Below are 16,999 nucleotides of genomic sequence, written 5' to 3'. Positions count from 1 at the left end.
GGGCAACGGCCGTGCTCTGAGGAACCTTTCAGTTACTACGGGTCTAGGACTTGTCCGAGCAGACGTCTGCGGCGGCGTTCACCGCTCCGGCGGCGGTCGAGGTCGGGATCGAGGTCGACTGCGAGGTCTTGAGACCCTCCCAGTCGGGGCCCAGGACGAGGTCGACGGTGCCGGCCGGGGTGCCCTGCCCGGCGACCGGCTGGGCGTTCGGGACGACCTGGGCCAGGGCCGCGGCCTGCTGGTCGGCGCCGGCGCCGTAGCGCACCTCGGTCTTGGCCGGCTTGGGCCCGGTCAGGGTGCCGACCTTGACGACCTGGTAGCCGCGTGCCTTGAGCTGGTCCCCGGCCCGTCCGGCGAGACCCGGGGTCGCCGTGCCGTTGAGGACCTCGACCTTCACCTGGGCCGGCTGGAGGTTCACCTTCTTGACCTTGGCGGGGGCCTGCACCTGGTTGTCGTTGCGGATCGCGGCGAACAGGTTGTCCGCGTCCGGCTCCTTCCAGGCGATGCGGTTGGGGTCCGGCGCGTACGCCGTCCACGGCACGGTGATGAACTGCACCTTGCCGGCCGACATGCCCTGCACGCTGCCGGCGACCTTCTTCATCTCGTCGATGGTGAAGTCGTTGTCGGTGGTGACCGACTTGGTGGCGGCGTCGAGGAAGCCGAGCAGCTTCGACGGGTTGGTCAGCGTGCCGTTGCTCGTCGCCTTCTTCACGACCGCGCCGAGGAACTTCTGCTGGCGCTTGATGCGGCCGAGGTCGGAGCCGTCGCCGAGGCCGTGGCGCATGCGGACGTAGGCCAGCGCCTGCTCGCCCTTGACGATGTGCCGCCCGGCGGACAGGTACAGCTTGCTGCTCTTGTCGGCGACGCGCTGGGGGAGGCAGATCTCGACGCCGCCGAGGGCGTCCACGACCCGCTTGAAGCCGGAGAAGTCGACCTTGACGAAGTGGTCGATGCGGATCTTCGTCAGCGACTCGATCGTCCGGATCGTGCAGGCGGCGCCGCCGGTGTTGAACGCGGAGTTGATCATGGCGACGCTCTGCGCCGGGAGGGTGTGGCCGCTGGCCGTCTTGCAGGAGGGGATCGGCACCATCGAGTCGCGGGGGAAGCTGATGCCGACGGCCTTCTTCCCGCCCGGGGAAAGATGCAGCAGGATCATGGTGTCGGAGCGCTCGCCGACGTCCTTGCCGTACTTGGCGTTCGCGCCGTTCCGCTGGTCCGAGCCGATGAGCAGGACGTTCAGCGCGTTGTTGAGCTTGGGCGGGCGCTTGGACCCCAGCTGGGCGGTGACGTCCTCGTGCTTGATGTTGCCCTCGAGCTTGCGGTACGCCGCGTAGGCGGTGAGGCTCGTTCCGACGAGCACCACCGCCATGGCGATGGACGCCCAGCCGATGACGCGCCACCAGACCCCCCGCTTCGGCGGCGGGCCGGACGGGTAGTCCTGGTCCAGGTAGTCGTAGTCGCTGATCATCGGCCCCATCGGCTAGGCATAAGGTGTGGAACGGCTGATCCAGTCAGATCACGGATGTCACATGTTCTACGGAGATTCTGCGCTCCAAACCTGACTTGTCGAGGTTTTGGCAGATTATTACCGATCCGCCGGAGGTCAAGGGTCCGAGCAGACCTCTCAGGAGACCCTCAGGTGTGTCGAAGCCCACAGTAGTGAGCACCCGGGCACCCTCCGGCGTGCCCAACGCGCGGGCCTCGGCGAGGAGTTCCGTCCCCGTCAGGGTCCGCCCGGCCAGCTCCACCGCCGGGGCATCGGCGTCGAGCGGGCCGCCGGAGAACCGGTCGCCGTACGCGCGCACCTCCACCGCGTAGTCCGTCACGCCCGGCGGGCAGTCCGTCAGCGGCGCGCCGAGCGCGTGCAGGGACAGTCCGACGACCTCGGCGGCCGACGCGGTCGCTTCGGCCAGCCGAGCGGGCCCCGCCGCTACGATGTCGGCATCGCCCGGGATGGCGCCGTCGCCCACCGGCACCGCCGTCAGCCCGGCCGACCAGCATGCGAACAGCCAGACGGCGGTCTGCCAGTGCCCCGGAAGGGCGAGGGCCACCCGTCCGGACGGTACCGCACCGAGCCCGTCGACCAGGAGGTTCGCGGTCTTGGCCACCCAGTTGTCGAACGTCTTCACCGACAGTTCGACACGCTCGCCGGTGGCGTCGTCGTAGAAGGTGACGAGCGGACGGGACGGGTCGGCGGCCAGGGCCCCGCGCAGGAGCTCAACGGGATGTGACATGAAAATGAAGATTACGGCCCCTGGGCCGTCAGGCTCCCGCGGCCGTTACTCTCCGGACTCGATGGACAACGACATAGACGGAGGAGTCGGGGCATCTCGGGCGAACCTCCTCCTCGCCCGCGTGACGGTCGCCCCGGCCCTGCTCCTGGCCGCCTGGCTGGTGGTCGCGCTGCCGCTGCTGATGGCGGGGATCTTCCGCCCCTGGGCGGCGATCCCGCTGTACGTGCCGGTCGCGGCGCTCGCGCTGAGGTTCGGCCTGCGGGCGGTACGGCCCTCCGTCCGGCGGCCCGAGGGCGGTCGGCCGGAGGACCGGCGGGAGAGCGGGTCCTCCTCCCACCGGCCGCTGATCTGGCTCCTCGTCATCGCGGCGGCGTTCGCGGCGTTCCAGCTCGTGATGTGCTCCCAGCAGATCGTCGTGCGCCGCGACCCGGCGTCGTACTTCAACTTCGCGACCTGGCTGGCGCACCACGGCTCGCTGCCGATCCCGCAGATGCGGTGGGCGTTCGGCGGCGGAGACGGCGCGCTGACGTACGGCAGCCCGGCGTTCTACCAGCGCGGCGGCGTGCTGGTCCCGCAGTTCATGGCCGGGATGCCGCTGACCGTCACGCCGGGCGCCTGGATCGGCGGCCCGTACGCGACGCTGGCCATGATGCCGCTGATCGGCGCGCTGGCCCTCATCTCGTTCGCGGGCGTCGCCGGACGCCTGATCGGCCCGCGCTGGGCGCCCGTCGCCGCGCTCGCGCTCGGGCTGACCTGGCCGATGATGATGATCTCCCGGTCGATCTACAGCGAGACCGGCGCGCTGATCCTCATGTTCGGCGGCGTGGCCCTGATCCTCGACGCGGTCCGCTCGGGCCGTCGCCTGCCGGCGCTGCTCGGCGGCCTGGCGCTGGGCCTGACGATCCTCGTGCGCATCGACGGGATCCGCGACGTGCTGCCGGTGGTCGCGTTCGCCGGGCTGCTGCTGGCGCTGCGGCGGCGCGTCGGCCTCCCGCTGGCGGCGGGGCTCACGGCCGGCGTCGGCGCGGGACTGCTCGAGGCCGTCGTGATGTCCCGGCCGTACCTGCACTATCTCAGCGCGTCGCTGCACCCGCTCCTGTACATCGCGGTCGCGGTGGTCGCCGCAACCGCGGTCGCCGGCCTCGCGGTCCGCCGCTGGGGGCTGCCGGACCTCACCCGGTTCCGGCTGCCGGACCTGGCACTCCCGGCGACCTTCGCGATGCTGGCGTTCTTCGCGGCGCGCCCGATGTTCCAGACCGTGCGCCGGGTGCCGAACAACCCCGACGACCGGGTGAACGCCTCCTTCATCGCCGCCCTGCAGCGGTCCCAGAACCTCCCGCTCGACCCGAACCGCCAGTACTCGGAGCTGAGCCTGCACTGGGTGGCGTGGTACATCGGGATCCCGGCCGTCCTGCTGGCCGCCGTCGGCGCCGCGCTCGTCCTGCGCGACCTGCTGCTGCGGCGCCGCACCGCCTGGCTCCTGCCGTACGCGCTGATCGTCTGGACGACCGTGGCGACCCTGTGGCGGCCCGGCATCACGCCCGACCACCCCTGGGCGAGCCGGCGGCTCATCGGCATGGTGATCCCGGGCCTGCTGCTGTTCGCACTCTGGGCCGCCGCCTGGCTGGCGCGCCGGGCCCGGCGGTTCCTCCCGGACCGGCGGCGGGTCGCGGCCGTCGTGGCCGTCGCCGGCGCGCTGCTGATCCTGGCGCCGACCGCCTGGGCCTCGGCGCCGATGTCCGTCATGCGGACCGAGGAGCGCGAGGTGTCGCAGGCCCAGGCGATGTGCCGGGCCATCGGCCCGAACGCCTCGGTGCTCTTCGTCGAACGCGTCACCGGTGACCGGTTCGCCCAGCTCATCCGCGGGATGTGCGGCACGCCCACCGCGCGTGTGCGCATCGCCGCCGGGTTCAAGAACCCGACGGAGAACGACGTCCGGCGCGTGGTCCAGAAGGTCGCCGCGGCCGGCCGCCGTCCGGTGCTGCTCGGCGCCGACTCCGTCGACGTGGCGCCGTACGGCCAGGCCCGGCGGGTCTTCCACATCCACACCCGCCGCGACGCGAGCACCCTGGTCTCGGCGCCCCGGACCACGTGGTCGCTGACGATCAACGTCTGGATGAGCGTTCCCGTGTACGGACGGTGAACGTTGCGTACGCTTGGAACCGTGCACCGGAGTGGGCGACTATCCTCGCCGGGCGTGACTACCACGCCCCACGTGACGATCGTCCTGCCGTGCTACAACGAGCAGGACCACGTCATCGACGAGGTCGAGCGGATCTGCAAGGCGATGGACGCCAGCGGGCACACTTACGAGTTGCTGGCCGTCGACGACTGCTCGACCGATGAGACACTCGCCCGGCTCGAGGCGGCGGCCCCGCAGTTCCCGAACATGCAGATCGTGCCGTTCCACCGCAACGGCGGCTCGGGCACCGTCCGGCGGATCGGCTCGCAGCAGGCGCGCGGGGACATCGTCGTCTGGACCGACGCCGACATGACCTACCCGAACGAGCGGATCCCCGAACTCGTCGACATCCTCGACGAGGACCCGACCGTCGACCAGGTGGTGGGCGCCCGCACCAGCGAGGAGGGCACCCACAAGGTCCTGCGGGTGCCGGCCAAGTGGTTCATCCGCAAGGTGGCCGAGCGGCTCGCCGGGCAGAAGATCCCCGACCTGAACTCCGGGATGCGCGCCTTCCGCAAGGACGTCGCCGAGCCCTACCTGAAGCTCCTGCCGCCCGGCTTCTCCTGCGTCACGACGATCACCTTGGCGTTCATGTCGAACCAGCACGACATCCGCTACGTGCCGATCGACTATTTCAAGCGGGCCGGCAGCTCGAAGTTCCACTTCGTGCACGACGCGTACCGCTACATCCTGCAGGTGCTGCGGATGGTGATGTACTTCAACCCGCTGAAGGTCCTGATGCCGCTCGCGCTGTGGCTGCTGGGGCTCGGCGTGGCCAAGGGCATCCTCGACATGGTCCTGCACCCCCTGCGGTTCGCGATCAACACGGTGCTGATCTTCGTGACCGGGCTGATCATCGCGTCGATGGCGTTGCTGGCCGACCTGATCGTGCGATCGCGGGGAGACACGTGAGAATCGCCATCGTCGGGCCCGCGTTCCCCTACAAGGGCGGCGGCGCCCACCACACGACCGAGCTGGCGCACCGGCTGGCCGCCGCCGGGCACGAGGTGACCCTGGAGTCGTGGAAGGCGCAGTACCCGTCCTTCCTGTACCCCGGTGAGCAGACGATCGCCACTCCGGAGGGCGAGCCGTTCCCCGGCACCCGGCACGCGCTGGCCTGGTACCGCCCGGACGGCTGGCTGCGGACGGGCCGCCGCCTGCGCGCCCAGGACCTGGTCGTCCTCGTCGTGCTCTCGCCCGTGCAGGTCCCGGCCTACCTCGGCATGCTGGCCGGCCTGGGCGGCCGGAACGGCCGGGGGCCGCGCGTCGTCGCGCTGTGCCACAACGTTCTGCCGCACGAGCGCAAGCCGTACGACGTGCCGCTGATGCGGCGGCTGCTGAAGGGCGCCGACGGCGCCCTGGTGCACTCCGCCCAGCAGGCGCAGCTCGCCCGCGACCTGGCGCCGGGGACGACGGTCCGCACGGCCGTGCTGCCCGCGCACCTGCCGACGCCCGGCCGGGGCGGCGGAGCGCGCACGGGCACGCCGGAGGGCCCGTGGAACCGCCTGCTGTTCTTCGGCATGGTCCGGCCGTACAAGGGCCTGGACGTGCTGCTGCGCGCGCTGGCGCGGGTGGACGACGTCGCGCTGACGGTGGCGGGGGAGTTCTGGGGCGGCGCGGAGGAGACCCGCGCGCTGATCTCCTCGCTGGGGCTGGAGGAGCGGGTGGAGGTGCGGCCCGGGTACGTGCCGGCCGCCGAGGTGCCCGAGCTGTTCGCCCGCGCGGACGCGCTGGTCCTGCCGTACCGGACGGCGACGGCCTCGCAGAACGTCTTCATGGCGTACGAGCACGGCATCCCGGTCATCGCCACGCGCGCCGGGACGCTCGCCGACCACGTCCGTGAGGGCGTCGACGGCGTCCTGTGCGAGCCCGACGACGTCGACTCGCTCACCGACGCGCTGCGCCGGTTCTACGCGCCGGGCGAGCCCGCGCGGCTGCGGGCGGGGGTGCGGCCCGTCGACTCCGAGCCGCACTGGACCGCCTACCTCGAGCAGCTCCTCACGGCCGGCCCGCTCGTGCCGAGGGGGGCCGACGGTGAGGCGCGTACGGTCTAGATCCGGCCGATCGGCCGAAGTGCGACGTGATCAGGCGATGTGGGGCGTGATCGACTTGAGGAGCGCGCGCTTCGGCTTCGCGCCGGTGATCTGCTCGACGACCTCGCCGCCCTTGAAGAGCAGGAGGGTCGGCAGGCCGAGCACGTTGTACTTGCCCGGGGTCGCCGGGTTCGCGTCGTAGTCGAGCTTGGCGATCTTGAGCTTGCCGGCGTACTCGGCGGCGATCTCGTCCAGGACCGGCGCGATCATGCGGCACGGCCCGCACCACGACGCCCAGAAGTCCACCAGCACGGGCGTCTCGCTGGCCAGGACCTCCTGGTCGAACGTCGCGTCGGTCACGGTGATGGGTTCGGCGGCCACGGGAGCCATTATCTCTCCTTCCGGTGCGCCGCAGGAGGCGGCGTCGGGCAACACGCATCTCAAGGCCGGCGGCCCCGGCGATATTCCAGCCCGGAGAGACTAGTCGACGGGCAGCCTGGGGAGGCTAGTCGACGGGCCGGCCGACCGGTTCGGCCTCGTCCTCGACGAGGACGGGGTGCCGGGTGCCGAGGAGCACGGCGGCGCCCGCCCACGCGAGGTCGGCGACGGTCAGCACGACGCGGGAGGCGAGCGCGACGACCAGCGGCGCGCCCGCCGCCGGCAGCACCGGCCCGAGCGTCACGGTGAGCGCGGCCTCCCGCACGCCCACCCCGCCGGGCGCGATCACGATGATGAAACCGGCCGTGAAGGCCAGGGCGTACGCCCCGGTGGCCAGGAAGAAACCGTGCCCGCCGGATGCCCGCACGAGCAGCCAGGTGTGCGCGCCGAACAGCAGCCACCCCACCGCCGTCCAGGCCACCGCCTGGACCATCGTGCCGAGCCCGGCGGTACGGGCCAGCGGCGGGCGCCGGACGAGCCGGAGCGCGCGGTTCAGCGCGAACGCCAGCACCCGCGGATGCAGCATCGCGAGGAAGATCGGCGCCAGGATGAGCAGCCACCAGTAGCGGCGCGTGGCGTCCGGCGAGGTCAGCGGCAGCGTCACCGCGGCCACCGCGCAGCCCGTGGCGATCGTGGTCGCCATCGACAGGACGCCGGCGCTCGCGCCGCGATCGCGCGGCACCCGGTGCTCCTTGGCCAGCTCCATCTGGGCCACCAGCGCCCACACCGAGCCCGGGATGTACTTGCCGAGCTGGGAGACGAAGTAGACCCGCACCGCGGCCCGCAGCGGCAGCGGAGAGCCCAGGCCGGCCAGCAGGCGGCGCCAGGCGAGCATCCACGCGCCCAGGGCGACCAGGCCCGCCAGCAGCGCGGCGCCGGCGTACGGCCAGGACAGCCGGGTCAGGGCGTCGCGCGTGTCGTCCCAGCGGGCGAACAGCCCATAGCCGCAGAAGACGAGCGCGACGGCGACCAGGGCGACGCGCGCCAGGCGGCTCGCTCGCAGGCGGGAGATCACCCCGCCAGACTAGTCGGTACGCGCCGGTGAACACTCGGTGATCAGCGGGTACGCGCTCCGCCGGGGCCGTACAGTAGGACCGCGATGAAACTCAATGACGCGAAGGCCTTCGTCGGCCATCAGGTGCACGTGTGCCGCTTCCGCGAGGCCGGGACCCTCCTGCGCTGGATGGGCGATGACCTGCGCGGCAAACGGGTGCTCGACGTGGCGGGCGGCGACGGCTACTGGGCCGGGCAGGCCCGCAAGCGCGGCGCGCACGCCGTCTCGATCGACCTCGCGCGCGGCAAGATGCTCTACGGCCGGACGCTGAAGCACCCGCCGGCCCTGATCGAGTGCGACGCGCTCAAGCTGCCGTTCGCCGACGACAGCTTCGACGCCGTCCTGTCGGTGTGCGCGATCGAGCACTTCGACGACGGCGGCACGGCGCTGGACGAGATGGCGCGGATCCTCAAGCCGGGCGGCGAGCTCTTCATGTCCGCCGACGTGCTGAGCCGGTCGCGCCAGTGGCCGAAGCTCCGCGCGGCGCACTGCGAGAAGTACCACGTGCAGCACACCTACACGCATGAGAGCCTCGGCGGCCTGCTGGCCGAGCGCGGCATGGAGCTCGCCGAGTACTCCTACCAGTTCCGCAGCAAGACGACCGAGCGTCTCTACCTCTCCCTGTCGGCGTACGGCGGCCGGGTCGGGTTCAACGCCGCGGCGCCGCTCACGCCGCTGGTCGCGCTGGCCGACCGGCGCAGCCCGAACGACCGCGGCAGCATCATCCTGATCAAGGCGCGCAAGAAAGGGTGACGTCCCCCTGTCGGCGATCGATCGGCGTAGGCTTCCGATCGGGGAGTGATCCCGACCACATCGGCACCGAACGGAGGGGGCGACAGACACCGTGGTGCCTCGTGTGCTTGTCGACGCGACCGCCATATCCGCCGATCGCGGCGCGCTCGGCCGCTATGTCGACGGGCTGATCGGCGCGCTGCACCGCGCGGACGCCGATCTGGCCGTCGTCTGCCAGCGGTCGGACGAGGAGCGGTACGGCAAGCTCGCGCCGAAGGCGCGGGTCGTCGCCGGACCGACCTCCATCGCGCACCGCCAGGCGCGCCTGGCCTGGGAGCAGTCGGGCCTGCCGCTCGTCGCCCAGCAGGTCGGCGCGCATCTCATTCACGCGCCGTATTACTCGATCCCGCTGCGCCCGGGCCTGCCGACCGTCGCCACGGTCCATGACATGGCGTACTTCACCGATCCCGAGGCGCACAACCCGGTCAGGACGACCTTCATCAGGTCGGCGACGCGCACGGCCGTGCGGCGCGCGACCCGGGTGATCGTCCCGTCGAAGGCGACCCGCGACGAGCTCGTCCGGCTGCTCGGCGCCGACCCGACCCGGATCGACGTCGCCTACCACGGCGTCGATCACACGATCTTTCATCCGCCCACCGCGGAGGAGCGGCGGCGCGTCTCCGACCGGCTCGGCCTGCACGGGCGGCCCTACATCGCGTTCCTCGGCGCGCTGGAGCCGCGCAAGAACGTCCCGAACCTCATCCGCGGCTGGGTCCGCGCGGCGGAGGGCCTGGAGAGCCCGCCCGCGCTGATCCTGGCCGGCAGCGGGGGCTGGGACGACGAGCTGGACGCCGCGCTGGCCGACGTCCCCTCCCACCTGAAGGTCATCCGGCCGGGATACCTGCCGTGGCCGTCGCTGCCTGGTTTCTTCGCCGGGTCGCTGGCCGTGGCCCTGCCCAGCCGGGGCGAGGGGTTCGGCCTGCCGGTCCTGGAGGCGATGGCCTGCGGCGCCACGGTGCTGACCACCCACCGCGCCTCGCTCCCGGAGGTGGGCGGCGACGCGGTCGCCTACACCGAGCCCGGCGTGGAGGACATCGCGGCGGCGCTGCGCGCGCTGATCGACGACCCGGAGCGGCGGAGGCGGCTCGCCGAGGCGGCGCACGCGCGTTCCCGAGAATTCACCTGGGCTGCATCCGCCGAGGCACATCTGGCGGCGTACCAGCGCGCCGTCGAACAGTAAGGTGTTCGGCCGGTACCGATGAGGGAGGGGCACCCTGGAAGCGATCCTGCTGGTCGGAGGTAAGGGCACGCGGCTTCGGCCGCTGACGATCTCGACGCCGAAGCCACTGCTGCCGACGGCCGGGGTGCCACTGCTGGAGCACCAGCTGCGCAAGGCGAGCGCGGCGGGCATCCGCCGCGTCGTGTTCGCCACGTCGTACCGCGCCGCGATGTTCACCGAGGCGTTCGGCGACGGGTCGCGGTTCGGGCTGGAGCTGGTCTACGTCACCGAGGACGAGCCGCTGGGCACGGCCGGCGCGATCCGGAACGCCGCCGCGGAGCTGACCTGCGAGGACGACAGCCCGGTCGTCGTGCTGAACGGCGACATCCTCTCCGGCCACGACCTGGTGTCCCAGGTCGCCATGCACGAGAAGTCCGACGCGGCCGTCACGATGCACCTGACCCTGGTCGACGACGCCCGGCGCTACGGCGCGGTGCCGACGACCTCCGAGGGCAAGGTCATCGAGTTCGTGGAGAAGTCCCCGAAACCGCCGACCAACCAGGTGAACGCCGGCTGCTACGTCTTCCGCCGCTCGGCGATCGACGCGATCCCCACCGGCCGCGTGGTGTCGGTGGAGTACGAGACGTTCCCGCAGCTGCTCGCCTCCGGTGAGACGATCATGGGGTACGTCGAGGGCGCGTACTGGCTGGACGTCGGCACGCCGGCCGCGTTCGTGCAGGGCTCGTGCGACCTGGTGCTGGGCCGGATGGAGTCGCCCGCCGTGCGGCCGGGCGGTGGCGTGCTTTTCCTCAACGGCTCGGTGGTCGCCCCGGAGGCCGCGGTCTCCGGCGGCACGACCGTCGGCGCCGGGGCCGTGGTCGAGTCGGGCGCGACCGTGGAGTCCAGCGTGCTGTTCGACGGCGCCGTCGTCGAGCGCGGGGCGCGGGTGTCGCGTTCGGTGCTCGGCCGGGGCGCGCGGATCTGCGCGGGCGCGGTCGTGTCGGACGCCGTGATCGGCGACGGCGCGATGGTCGGGCCGGGCAACGAGCTGCGGGACGGGCTGCGCCTGTGGCCGGGCGTGCAGCTGCCGGAGACGGCCGTGCGGTTCTCCTCCGACGTGTGAGGCCCGGCATGCTCACCCGCGAGGTCTCCCAGACCCGGACGTGGCGGCCGCCCTGGCCGGTCGACGTACGGCTGACGCTGGCGCCGCACCGCCGGGGCACCGGTGACCCCGCCTTCGCGGTGACGCCGGACGGGGCGGTGTGGCGGGCGTCCACGACCCCGGACGGGCCGGGCACGATCCGGCTCCTCGCCCGCGGCGACGCGATCGAGGCCGAGGCATGGGGACCGGGCGCGGCCCGGCTCCTCGACGGCGTGCCCGACCTGCTCGGCGCGGCGGACGACCCGGCGTCGTTCCGGCCGGAGCACGAGGTCCTGCGCCGCGCGGCGCTGCGCCTGCGGCACTTCCGCATCGGCCGGACCCGCAACGTCTTCGAGGCGCTCGTGCCGGCGGTCCTGGAGCAGAAGGTGGTCGGCAAGGAGGCGTGGCGGGCCTGGCGCTACCTGGTGCGCCGGTTCGGCGAGCCCGCGCCCGGCCCGCTGGACCTGCGGGTGCCGCCCCCGCCTCGCGCCTGGGTCGTGATCCCCTCCTGGGAGTGGCACAAGTCGGGCATCGAGGCGGTACGGGCCCGTACGATCATCGGCGCCGCGCGGGTCGCGAGCCGGCTGGAGGGCGACGACACGCTGGAGCTGGATCGGCGGCTCCGCTCGCTGAGCGGCATCGGCGTGTGGACGTCGGCGGAGGTGCGCCAGCGCGCCCTCGGCGACGCCGACGCGGTCTCGGTGGGCGACTACCACATCCCCGGCATCGTCGGCTGGGCGCTGAGCGGCCGCAAGGTCGACGACGCGGGCATGCTGGAGCTGCTCACGCCGTACGCCGGCCACCGGTACCGCGTGACCCGCCTGCTGGAGCTGTCCGGCGCGTCCCCGCCGCGCCGGGGCCCGCGCATGCCCGTCCGCGACTACCGCCACTTCTGATCACGGGAACCGCTCCGCACCAGTCCGGTCTGCGGGGAGGGCGGGGGCGCTTCGTCATGTCCGGGGCGCGACCGATCCGATGGGTTGTCGCGGCGTCGACGGGCCGGATTGCATAGGGTCGGAGGATGCTGGTGATGCGCCCGGCGACCGCCGAGGACAGCGAGCCGATCGTAGCGATGACGCAGGCGCGGGCGGACTGGCTGGAGGCTCGCGGACTGCACGGGCAGGGATGGCGGGAGTTCGCACCCGAGTACGGCCGCCAGGCCGCCGACGCCGACTTTCCGATGTGGGTCCTGACCCGCGACGGTCAGGTGGCCGGGGCGACGTGCCTGTATGAGGAGTCCCCCGCGTGGTTCTGGACGCCTGAGGAGTGCGCCGAGACGGCATACTTCGTCGCTTCGACGGTCACCGATCCGGCGTTCGCCGGCCAGGGCTTCGGGCACCTGATGCTCCGCTGGGTCCTGGACCACGCGGCCCGCAGCGGCCGGGAATGGGTGCGGCGCGGCACGATCGAGCCGGGTCTGGTCCGCTACTACACGCAGGTGCAGGGCTGGCAGATCGTGCGGGAGCAGGAACGTGGCGGTGTAACGGTGGTCGGGCTGGCTCGGCGTGCCGAGCTGCAGCCCGACCTGCCCGTGCTGACCGGCGCGCCGGTCAGCTGAACGATCGCAGGGTCAGATCTAGGGCCAGCACCATATACAGCTCCGCGTCCCGATCGAGGAACTGGCCACGGGCGATGCGGTCGCGGGCGTCGGCCAGGCCATCCGCTGCGACGTAACCGCCGTCGATCAGCGGTGAACCTCCGCCGAGCATGACATTGATGTGCGCGACGCCGTGGCGGCGAAGGCCTTCACGCATCACCGGCGCGAAGTTCTCCACCAGTGGCGGGTGGATCAGTTCGCCGTGGCAGCCGCGGTGTTCCAGCCGTTCGCGGTGGAGACGTTTGTGGCGTCTCCACCCCAGGGGCAGCCATTCGCCGAAGGTGATCAGCCGCGGATCGGCGAGCGGATGAACGGGCCACATCCCGGCGCGCAGGAACGCCGGCGCCGCGCACGCCTGCGCGGACAACGTCATCTCGTTGATGACCGCTGCGGGAGCGACGTTGTCCTCGGCCTCCTTCAGCCCGTCCACGACCCGGTCACCGATCCAGGATTTGGTCTCCAACTCGGTGCCGTAGGGCGGGTGTGGCCACTCTCGCGACGTCACCGCGACCATCTCATCCCCGCCGATGCCGGTGAACACCGTCCGGACACCCTGGCCGGCCAGCCGAGCGAGCAGGATGTTCTTGGCTTCGGCGTAGGCGTCATCGTAGGGGCCGCGTCGGCCGCCGGGGCAGAACGGCAGCCGCCCGCCGAGGGTGACCTGGGTGTCCGCACCGAGTTGCAGCAGGTCGATGAACGCGTCACGGCGACGGATCTGTTGCCGTCCGGCGTCACCGAGGATGATCAACGCTCCCGCGCTCACCTGTGCCGGGTGGAGGGCACCGAGCGTTGCTGCGACGTTCGCGGAGTCCATGCCGCCGGACAGCTCGACGCAGGAGCTCGCCGGATCGTAGCGATGCCCGGCGACGGCCCCAGCGAGCAACTGCTCGTACGCGTCGATCACCGCGGCATCGTCGACGTCGGGGCGTAACTGCCGGGACCGCGAGTGCAGCGCGGGCTCGGGGTAGTGCAGGGTGAGGCCATTGCGGTCGTAGACGGCGGTGGACCGTTCGCTGATCCGGTAGACGCCGGCGAACACGGTGTCGTGTCCGTACCGGACGCGGAACGCCAGCAGCCGGGCCACTTCACGGTCGAGTAGCTTCCCCGGGTCGATGTGAGGCCGGAGGTCGAACAGATCCCAGGAGCCGTGAAGGACCCCGGCCTGCTCGGCGACATACAGCGGCGCGACGCCCCGCAGCCCGGCGGTGATCCGGACCCGCCCGGCGTCGATCCGGATGTCGAGGAAGTCGGCCGGCTGCCCGTCGCGGCAGGCCATGCGTTCGCGGATGCAGAACCGGCCGTATGCGTGCAGGCGCTCCAAGGCCGGATGGGCGTACGGCTCGATCCAGGACCGCCCGTGCGTCCACCGGCGGCCGTCCCACGTCCACGGCCCGTTCGTATCGTCGATCGAGATTTTCAGCTTCAGCATGCCAGCTCCCGTTCGGAGTGGAAGGCCGGCGGCACGAAGGCCGCCGGCCAACGTGTCGACTCTCACGCGTCGACGGTCAGGTCTCGATCTCGTCCTTGGTGTTGTAGCTGTCCGAGGAGCCCGCCTTCTTCTTGTAGGCGAAGCGGTCCTCGACCGGGGGAACCTCCCACTCCGGCGTATCGGTGAACAGGTCCCCGATGGGGTCGAGCGTCAGCGTGACCATGACACCTCCCTTCGCGTGTGCCTCTTACGAGAACCGTGGCCTGAGTAAGCGCCAGAGCCACGGTCGGCCGCGGCTGTGGGTCCTGCGCTACGGGCCCGGCTCGCGGCGTTCTGTGGCCGCCGAGAGGGCGCCGAACTCGATGCGTCGGGCGCTGCAAAAGCCGGGGACGTAGGGGGCCCGGGTGACCTGGCAGGAGATCTGTTCGCCGCTCACGCCGGCACCCCGATCCGCATGAGTTCGGTGTCGGTCAGGATGACCTTGTCCGCGGCTACGACGACGTGCACGATCTTGGACTGCTCGTCATACGTCACCCAGCGCGCGGCGGCCAACTGGTCGACGATCGATAGGCCGCGGCCGTACTCGGCGAGTTGGCCGCCCTGGTCCAGGCCGGCGATGGGCCGGTGGTCGGGGTCGGTGACGGCCAGGTGCACATACCGATCGGTGACGACCATGCGGATGATGATCGGCGACATGTGGTCCGGCCATTCGCACAGCGCGCGGGCGGCGTTGACCGCGTTGGTGACGATCTCGCTGGTGATCAGCCCGATCTCGTGGGCGTCGAACGGCAGACCGAACACCTCGGACGAGGCGAAAGACCGTGCCCGGGCCACCTCGCTGGGCCGGGCGCGCAGGGCACGCCACGCAGGGCGGCGAGGTGTGGGGGACGTGCGGTCGGTGACCGCTGACTCTAGTGGCACAGGGAATCACTCCCCGTCGGGGGTCATCGAGTGAGATCCGTGATGGTGGAATCACTCTGCGTATTGGGATGGATCCAAGCTCGGCTCATGGCTGGTTGCTCGGTTCTCTCCCAGGAAAGCCGAGCGAACGCCTTCACCCCAGAGCATCCGTGGCGCGGTGCTGGTGCAACCGTGGGGCATCTCTGCTGCATTCGCGCTGCATCGCCGATTCACGCCTTACGCTGACGTTGGCAAACCCGACGATGGCGAGTCGGTTTCATCGCCTGGAGGACTCTCGATGACGACAGGACGACGGCCCCGGCTGGCCGAACGCCGAAGAACGTGCGGCTTCACTCAGGAGTCGCTTGCCGCCGCGCTCGGGGCCGACCGGTCCACCGTCGCCCGATGGGAACGCGGGCAATGTGACCCGCAGCTATACCACCGATTCAAGCTCTGCGAGCTCCTCCAAGTTAGCCGGGAGGAACTGGACGAATTACTGATGATTGACGCGGCATGGATGCAGGTCCACGCGCCGCCCGCTCAGAGACGGGTGCTCCAGGGCCGCGTTATCGCTGCCACAGTGGTTACACCCGATGTCGACTCTGATGGACTGGAGGACATGAACCGCCGCGGGTTGCTTCGTCTGCTGAGCATCGCGGGAACGCTGGTCGCGGTGCCTGATCTCGTCACCGATGGATCTCTCGATGACTCCGAACAGATCGGCCAGTACGAGCAGCTGAACTCCCACCTATGGCAGGTGTATGCCCTGTCGGAGTCCAAGCGGACCGTGTACCCGGTCGTACGGCAACAACTGGGCTTGCTGACCGGAAGCCTCGACCGGGCGCACTCGTCCGCCGCGCACAAGCGACTCTGTGCCGCTACCGGGGATCTCCTCCAACTGGCCGGAGAGATCTTCTTTGACTCCGACCGGTATACCGACGCGGCGCACTGTTACAAACTCGCGGCCGATGCCAGTAAAGAGGCTGAGGCGTTCGACCTGTGGGCGTGCGCCTTGACCCGACACGCCTATCTCGGCATGTACGAACGCCGATTCGAGGATGTGACGCCGATCTTGGAGGGGGCCGCCAGGCTCGCCCGACGTGGTGACCGGCAATTGTCTACCCGGCATTGGGTTGCCGCGGTGCAGGCTGAGGCGTATGCCGGGCTGGGGGACCTTGACGCGTGCCAACGTGCCCTCGACGAAGCCGAGCAGGTGAAGGCGCTGACCGGGCGTGCGATGCCAGGTGGCTGGCTCCGCTTTGACGACTCACGATTGGCCGAGGAGCGCGGCACGTGTTACGCCGCTCTTGGGCGGGCCGACTTGGCCTCCGAAGCGCTGATCAAGGCTCTCGACACGGCCACATCGCCGCGTCGGCGCGGAAGCATCCTGACCGACCTTGCCGCCCTGGGTATGCAGGCCAGGGACCTGGACCGGGTCCTGGATTACGGTGGGCAAGCGGTCGAACTAGCAGAACAGACCGGCTCGTCGGGGTACATCGGGCGCAAGCTCCAAGATTTGCGTACCCAGCTTGCCCCGTTGGCGTCCAACAGCCGGGCGGCTCAACTCAGCGAACGAATCGCCGAACTCTGAGGAGACGATATGCAGGAACAGCTGGACACCCGGCAAAGCGAAGACGGCCGTATCTTCCGGGAAGCATGGATCGCCGGAGTGCGCAAGCACTATCCAGGTGACCCCAAGCCCGGCTACGTCGCGCCGTGGGACGAGACTCCCGAATGGGAACGCCAAGCCGCAAGTGCGGTCTACCGGCAAGTGGCCGATTTCGTCGCGGTGTCCGGCGGGGCGACCGACAAACTCACCCGAGAACAAAAGGGTCGCTTCGTCGCGCTGTGTTGGATCGCTCAGATCTACAAGCACATTCCCGACCCGAAGCCATCCTACGTCGCGGATTGGGACGTGCTTCCGGGATGGCAGCAACAGACCGATATCGATATCTTCGAAGAGATCGAAAAGCACGCTTGACCAACGCGTGGCCTGAGCCGTCCGGTACGGATAGGGAGCGGCTGACCGGACGCTGGTCG

Annotated in this window: 17 protein-coding genes; 10 read left to right on the top strand and 7 right to left on the bottom strand. The window is 70.9% G+C overall.

Annotated features, from left to right (window positions below; translation table 11 throughout):
* Positions 1 to 43: 43 nt before the first annotated feature.
* Together NDW01_RS12485 and NDW01_RS12480 are read right to left on the bottom strand one after the other, a co-directional pair.
* Positions 44 to 1,477 carry an LCP family protein gene (locus tag NDW01_RS12485; RefSeq protein WP_252820056.1) on the bottom strand — a complete coding sequence of 478 codons (1,434 nt, stop codon included), beginning with the start codon at positions 1,475 to 1,477 and terminating at the stop codon, positions 44 to 46.
* Positions 1,478 to 1,511: 34 nt separating this feature from the next.
* Positions 1,512 to 2,234, bottom strand: coding sequence for a TIGR03089 family protein (locus NDW01_RS12480; protein WP_252820053.1), 723 nt, complete (start codon positions 2,232 to 2,234; stop codon positions 1,512 to 1,514).
* Positions 2,235 to 2,295: 61 nt separating this feature from the next.
* On the opposite strand from NDW01_RS12480, the gene NDW01_RS12475 reads away from it, so the two are divergent.
* Genes NDW01_RS12475 through NDW01_RS12465 form a run of 3 tightly spaced genes read left to right on the top strand, consistent with a single transcriptional unit; the run spans position 2,296 to position 6,470 of the window.
* On the top strand, positions 2,296 to 4,377 hold the full coding sequence (locus NDW01_RS12475) for a hypothetical protein (RefSeq protein WP_252820051.1): 2,082 nt from the start codon (positions 2,296 to 2,298) through the stop codon (positions 4,375 to 4,377).
* Between the two features lie 54 nt (positions 4,378 to 4,431).
* Positions 4,432 to 5,328: a glycosyltransferase family 2 protein gene (locus NDW01_RS12470; protein ID WP_252785327.1), complete on the top strand. Its 897-nt coding sequence runs from the start codon at positions 4,432 to 4,434 to the stop codon at positions 5,326 to 5,328.
* Complete coding sequence (locus NDW01_RS12465) at positions 5,325 to 6,470, top strand: glycosyltransferase family 4 protein (RefSeq protein WP_252820045.1); 1,146 nt, start codon at positions 5,325 to 5,327, stop codon at positions 6,468 to 6,470. Before NDW01_RS12470 ends, NDW01_RS12465 begins: the two co-directional genes overlap by 4 nt.
* 30 nt (positions 6,471 to 6,500) lie before the next feature.
* On the opposite strand, the gene trxA is transcribed toward NDW01_RS12465, so the two are convergent.
* Positions 6,501 to 6,839 carry a thioredoxin gene (trxA, locus tag NDW01_RS12460; protein ID WP_252820043.1) on the bottom strand — a complete coding sequence of 113 codons (339 nt, stop codon included), beginning with the start codon at positions 6,837 to 6,839 and terminating at the stop codon, positions 6,501 to 6,503.
* Between the two features lie 115 nt (positions 6,840 to 6,954).
* Complete coding sequence (locus tag NDW01_RS12455) at positions 6,955 to 7,902, bottom strand: lysylphosphatidylglycerol synthase transmembrane domain-containing protein (RefSeq protein WP_252820041.1); 948 nt, start codon at positions 7,900 to 7,902, stop codon at positions 6,955 to 6,957.
* 84 nt (positions 7,903 to 7,986) lie between these two features.
* Here NDW01_RS12455 and NDW01_RS12450 point away from each other — a divergent pair, with 84 nt between their 5' ends.
* The 5 genes from NDW01_RS12450 (at position 7,987) to NDW01_RS12430 (ending at position 12,591) form a co-directional block, all read left to right on the top strand.
* Positions 7,987 to 8,694 (top strand): class I SAM-dependent methyltransferase, encoded by a 708-nt coding sequence (locus NDW01_RS12450; RefSeq protein ID WP_252820039.1) that lies wholly within the window; start codon positions 7,987 to 7,989, stop codon positions 8,692 to 8,694.
* Between the two features lie 103 nt (positions 8,695 to 8,797).
* Positions 8,798 to 9,913 (top strand): glycosyltransferase family 4 protein, encoded by a 1,116-nt coding sequence (locus tag NDW01_RS43770; protein ID WP_252820037.1) that lies wholly within the window; start codon positions 8,798 to 8,800, stop codon positions 9,911 to 9,913.
* Positions 9,914 to 9,947: 34 nt separating this feature from the next.
* Positions 9,948 to 11,015: a mannose-1-phosphate guanylyltransferase gene (locus tag NDW01_RS12440; protein WP_252820652.1), complete on the top strand. Its 1,068-nt coding sequence runs from the start codon at positions 9,948 to 9,950 to the stop codon at positions 11,013 to 11,015.
* On the top strand, positions 11,012 to 11,929 hold the full coding sequence (locus tag NDW01_RS12435) for a DNA-3-methyladenine glycosylase family protein (RefSeq protein WP_308211684.1): 918 nt from the start codon (positions 11,012 to 11,014) through the stop codon (positions 11,927 to 11,929). The genes NDW01_RS12440 and NDW01_RS12435 overlap by 4 nt, the downstream gene beginning before the upstream one ends.
* Before the next feature lie 125 nt (positions 11,930 to 12,054).
* Positions 12,055 to 12,591 carry a GNAT family N-acetyltransferase gene (locus tag NDW01_RS12430; protein WP_252820035.1) on the top strand — a complete coding sequence of 179 codons (537 nt, stop codon included), beginning with the start codon at positions 12,055 to 12,057 and terminating at the stop codon, positions 12,589 to 12,591.
* On the opposite strand, the gene NDW01_RS12425 is transcribed toward NDW01_RS12430, so the two are convergent.
* From NDW01_RS12425 to NDW01_RS12415, 3 genes are all read right to left on the bottom strand, one after another.
* Positions 12,584 to 14,059, bottom strand: coding sequence for an asparagine synthetase B family protein (locus tag NDW01_RS12425; RefSeq protein WP_252785335.1), 1,476 nt, complete (start codon positions 14,057 to 14,059; stop codon positions 12,584 to 12,586). The genes NDW01_RS12430 and NDW01_RS12425 overlap by 8 nt on opposite strands.
* A gap of 76 nt (positions 14,060 to 14,135) precedes the next feature.
* The gene (locus NDW01_RS12420; protein ID WP_252785336.1) at positions 14,136 to 14,282 is read right to left on the bottom strand and encodes a hypothetical protein; all 147 of its coding nucleotides are present in this window, start codon (positions 14,280 to 14,282) and stop codon (positions 14,136 to 14,138) included.
* Positions 14,283 to 14,491: 209 nt separating this feature from the next.
* On the bottom strand, positions 14,492 to 14,980 hold the full coding sequence (locus tag NDW01_RS12415) for an ATP-binding protein (protein WP_252820033.1): 489 nt from the start codon (positions 14,978 to 14,980) through the stop codon (positions 14,492 to 14,494).
* Positions 14,981 to 15,257: 277 nt separating this feature from the next.
* On the opposite strand from NDW01_RS12415, the gene NDW01_RS12410 reads away from it, so the two are divergent.
* Positions 15,258 to 16,550 carry a helix-turn-helix transcriptional regulator gene (locus tag NDW01_RS12410; RefSeq protein WP_252785338.1) on the top strand — a complete coding sequence of 431 codons (1,293 nt, stop codon included), beginning with the start codon at positions 15,258 to 15,260 and terminating at the stop codon, positions 16,548 to 16,550.
* 9 nt (positions 16,551 to 16,559) lie between these two features.
* The gene (locus tag NDW01_RS12405) at positions 16,560 to 16,940 is read left to right on the top strand and encodes a hypothetical protein (protein ID WP_252785339.1); all 381 of its coding nucleotides are present in this window, start codon (positions 16,560 to 16,562) and stop codon (positions 16,938 to 16,940) included.
* The last annotated feature ends 59 nt before the right edge of the window (positions 16,941 to 16,999 follow it).

It is taken from the genome of Actinoallomurus soli (assembly GCF_024055715.1).
In the GTDB taxonomy this organism is placed as follows: domain Bacteria; phylum Actinomycetota; class Actinomycetes; order Streptosporangiales; family Streptosporangiaceae; genus Actinoallomurus; species Actinoallomurus soli.
Note: the sequence above shows the minus strand (reverse complement) of the source record. Positions and strands in the feature narration are given on the sequence as shown.